At 69.1% G+C, this 3,648-nt stretch carries 2 protein-coding genes and 1 pseudogene; 2 read left to right on the forward strand and 1 reads right to left on the reverse strand.

Features of this window, described 5'->3' with window-relative positions:
* The first annotated feature begins 340 nt into the window (after positions 1 to 340).
* Both istA and istB read left to right on the forward strand, forming a co-directional pair.
* Positions 341 to 1,891, forward strand: a complete 1,551-nt coding sequence (gene istA, locus BSP109_RS16295) for an IS21 family transposase (RefSeq protein WP_146001215.1) — start codon at positions 341 to 343, stop codon at positions 1,889 to 1,891.
* The gene (gene istB / locus BSP109_RS16300) at positions 1,888 to 2,673 is read left to right on the forward strand and encodes an IS21-like element helper ATPase IstB (RefSeq protein WP_101602002.1); all 786 of its coding nucleotides are present in this window, start codon (positions 1,888 to 1,890) and stop codon (positions 2,671 to 2,673) included. The genes istA and istB overlap by 4 nt, the downstream gene beginning before the upstream one ends.
* A gap of 141 nt (positions 2,674 to 2,814) precedes the next feature.
* On the opposite strand, the pseudogene BSP109_RS16305 reads toward istB, so the two are convergent.
* Positions 2,815 to 3,549: pseudogene (locus tag BSP109_RS16305) on the reverse strand (IS21 family transposase); the annotation flags it as partial.
* Between the last annotated feature and the right edge of the window lie 99 nt (positions 3,550 to 3,648).

Consider the following 3,648-nt stretch of genomic DNA (forward strand, 5'->3'; position numbering starts at 1 on the left):
TGCCCAGCCCGGCGCTGGCGGGATCGTCCCCCGAGCGGACCAGCGCATCAGCGGCGGCCACAGCGGCTTCGAAACCGGCCGAGTCGGTCGTGGCAGCCACGGCGGTGAAGACTCGGCGGCGGTGGGGTGTAAGCGGCCATGAAAAACTGCCCGTAGGTGGCCAAGGAATGACCCGCTGACGGCCAAGAGAACTGCCTGGTGATGGCCACCGGAACTGCCCGGTGAGGGCCATCTGGATTGCCCGCGTTGTTCGTTGCCGGCCGCGTCGTGAGTCGGCGCGGGCCTCTTCCCCGGGTTGGATATCGGTGTCGAATCGAATCCAGCGAGGAAGAGGCCCTGAATGAAGGATGCCGTAGAAACCATGAAAATACTCAGTGCCTATGACCTGACGAAGTCACTGCGGGGCGCCGCCGAGTTGGCCGGATGCTCCCACCACACCGTGGATCGGTTGGTGCGGGCCCGTGATGCTGGCCAAGTCCCTGGTGCCGGCCCGGAGCGGGCGAAGGTCACCGACGCGTTCCTGCCCAAGATCGAGGAATGGGTCGAGTCCTCCGGGGGCAGGGTCCGTGCCGATGTCGTGCATGACAAGCTCACCGCCATGGGCTACACCGCCTCTCAGCGCTCGACCCGGAGGGCGGTGGCCGAGGTGAAGGCCGCCTGGCGGGCCGGCAAGCGCCGGGTGCACCGGCCCTGGATCACCGAGCCTGGCGTCTGGCTTCAGTATGACTTCGGCGACGGGCCGGTGATCGACGGAGCCAAGAGGATCTTGTTCGTTGCCTGGCTGGCCTGGTCCCGCTTCCGGATCGTGGTCCCCCTGCGCGATAGGACGGCCCCGAGCGTGTTCGCCGCCCTGGACCGGTGCTTCCGGATCATCGGCGGTGCACCCACCTACGTGCTCACCGATAACGAGAAGACCGTGACGGTCTCCCATGTGGCCGGGGTGCCAGTGCGCAACCAGGCCACCCTGGCCTTCGCGAGGCACTACTCGGTGGAGGTGCTGACCTGTCGGCCGGCGGACCCGGCCGCCAAGGGCGGGGTGGAGAACGCGGTCAAGCTGGCCAAGGCCGACCTGGTGCCGAAGGACACCAACCTGTTGCCCGAGTACGCCTCGTTCGCCGAGCTCGAGGCCGCCTGCACGGCGTTCATGGCCATGGTCAATGCCCGGGAGCACCGCACGACGCGTCGCCGCCCGGACCACATGCTCGCCGAGGAGACCAGCGCACTGCACCGGATCCCGGAGGCGGCCCACACCGTGGCCTACGGGACCAGCCGCAAGGTCCCGGAGAACACGCCCATGGTCTCCTTCGAGAACGCCCAGTACTCCGTGCCCGCGCACCTGCTCGGGGCCGAGGTCTTCGTCCGCCACCACGGCACCGGCCCGGACTCGATGGTGGTGATCATGCACCCTGGCCCCGACGGGCCGGTGGAGGTCGCTCGCCACAAGGTGGCCCGCCCCGGGTCCCCGGCCATCGACGATGCCCACTTCCCCGGCCACGACCCTGGCAAGGTCCCCGGTGATTACACCCCGGTGCCCCGCTCGGTGGCGGAAGCGGAGTTCCTGGCCATCGGAGCCGGAGCGAAGACCTGGCTGGCCGAGGCCGCCGCGGCCGGCACCAGCCGCATCCATCAGAAGATGGCCGAGGCCGTCACCCTGGCTAAGCTCGCCGGCACCGGCCAGGTGGACCGCGCCCTCGGGGTCGCCGCGGTGCACCAGCGCTTCGCCCACGGAGACCTCGCCTCCCTGCTCGCCGCCGCCGGCCACCGGACCGGGGTCCACACCGCGACGGAGGAACGGTCGTTGACGCAGGGCACCGCCGGCTGGGCCGGCCTCGGCACCACCAACGGCGGGCCGGCCGCGGAGCCGACTACCGCCCAGGAGGAGACCCGATGAGCATCCACACCCCGAACACCACCGCACCGGGGCTGCCGCCCGAGCTCGAGGCGCTGATGCGGCAGCTGAAGATGCCCCACGCCCGGGGGATCGCCGCCGAGGTCCTGGCCACAGCCCGGGCCCAACGCTGGGAACCGGCCGAGATCATCAAGGCCCTGCTGGTCGAGGAGACCACCGGGCGGGCCCGATCCATGCTCGCCGCCCGGCGCAAGGCCGCCGGGTTCCCCACCGGCAAGACCTTCGCCGCCTGGGACCAGGACGCCTCCTCGATCGCGACCCCGACGCAGCAGTCCCTGCGCACCCTGGAATGGGTGCATCGCAAGGAGAATCTCGTGGTCTGCGGGCCCTCCGGGACCGGCAAGACCTTCTTCCTCGAGGCCCTGGGCCAGCAGGCCATCGAGGAGGGCAAACGGGTGGCCTGGTTCACCTTGGAGGACCTCGGCGCCATGATCCGGGCCCACCGGCCCGATGACACCATCACCAAAGCCGTCACCCGGATCCTGCGCGCCGACCTGATCGTCGTCGATGACATCGGACTGCTCCCGGTCGCCGACGACGCCGCCGAGGGCCTCTACCGCCTCGTGGACGCCGCCTACGAGAAACGCTCCGTGGCCATCAGCTCGAATCTTCACCCGGCAGGGTTCGACGAGCTGATGCCCAAGACCCTGGCCACCGCCACCGTGGACCGCTTGCTGCATCACGCCCACGTCTGCCAGACCAGCGGAGACTCCGTACGAATGACCCAGGCCCTAGCCGGGAGAGGAGTCACGCCACTGGACTAACTCCCCGTGGTGGCCAGCACCACCCCAGCCCACGCGGGCAAACCAGCTGGCCACCAGTGGGCAGTTCCTGTGGCCACCAGCGGGCCGAAGTCCTGGCCGCCTACGGGCAGAAACTCATGGCCCTTGACAGTGGGGCCCATCAGCAGTGTCGAGCCATTCTCGCAGCGGGTCCGTCACCAGGGGCCGCAGCGGTGAGTGGGACCAGGAGCCGGGCTTGGCCGCCAGCAGCGGCACGATCCGTGCCGGGTTGATCGCGGTGACGGTGCTGCGACCGAAGACCCGCTCGAAGATCACGACCGGCTCGGCGTTCTCATTCAGGATCTCCACCGTCTCGTGGCGCAGCCCGACTGTCACCCTCCGGGAGCCGAACGACGGCCCGGCGGCGTAGGTGTTGGCCTCGATGAGGACGTTGCCGGTCTTGTCGGCCTTGCGCGGCTCGTAGCGCACCGCGTCGAACCCGACGCCCGGCAGATCCAGGCACGCGGCGATGTCCTGGCTGAACAGCTCGCCGATGGCGGTGTCCTTGCGCCAATGCCGACCGGTGGCCAGTTCATCGCAACGGGCCAGCAGCACCTCGTTCAGCCCTGCCAGGGCCGCGGCCTCGGGTTCGGGGACCATGAGATTCCGACGCAGGAACCCGACCGCGTTCTCCACATTGCCTTTCTCATGCCCCGAGTACGGATTGCAGTAGCGGGCCTGGGCTCGGTAGTGCAGCTTGAACGCGGCGAACAGCTGTGACTCCACGACCTTCTTCCCCACCCGCCTGCCCACGCCGGTGGCGTTATCGAAGACCAGGTGCCGGGGTGCGGCACCGATGTGCTCGAAGATCGTGCGCAGTCCGTGGCAGATGGCGCGTAGCGCTACTTGGTCCCGATAGTCCACGTACCTGGTATCAGTTTTCTGGATAGGTGGTACTGCCGTGATTTCGGTGGTCTTCTGAGCGGTGGGGCGGCACGTCCGTGTCGCCCGTCACTG

It is taken from the genome of Brevibacterium sp. Mu109, assembly GCF_900169375.1.
GTDB classification, from domain to species: domain Bacteria; phylum Actinomycetota; class Actinomycetes; order Actinomycetales; family Brevibacteriaceae; genus Brevibacterium; species Brevibacterium yomogidense_A.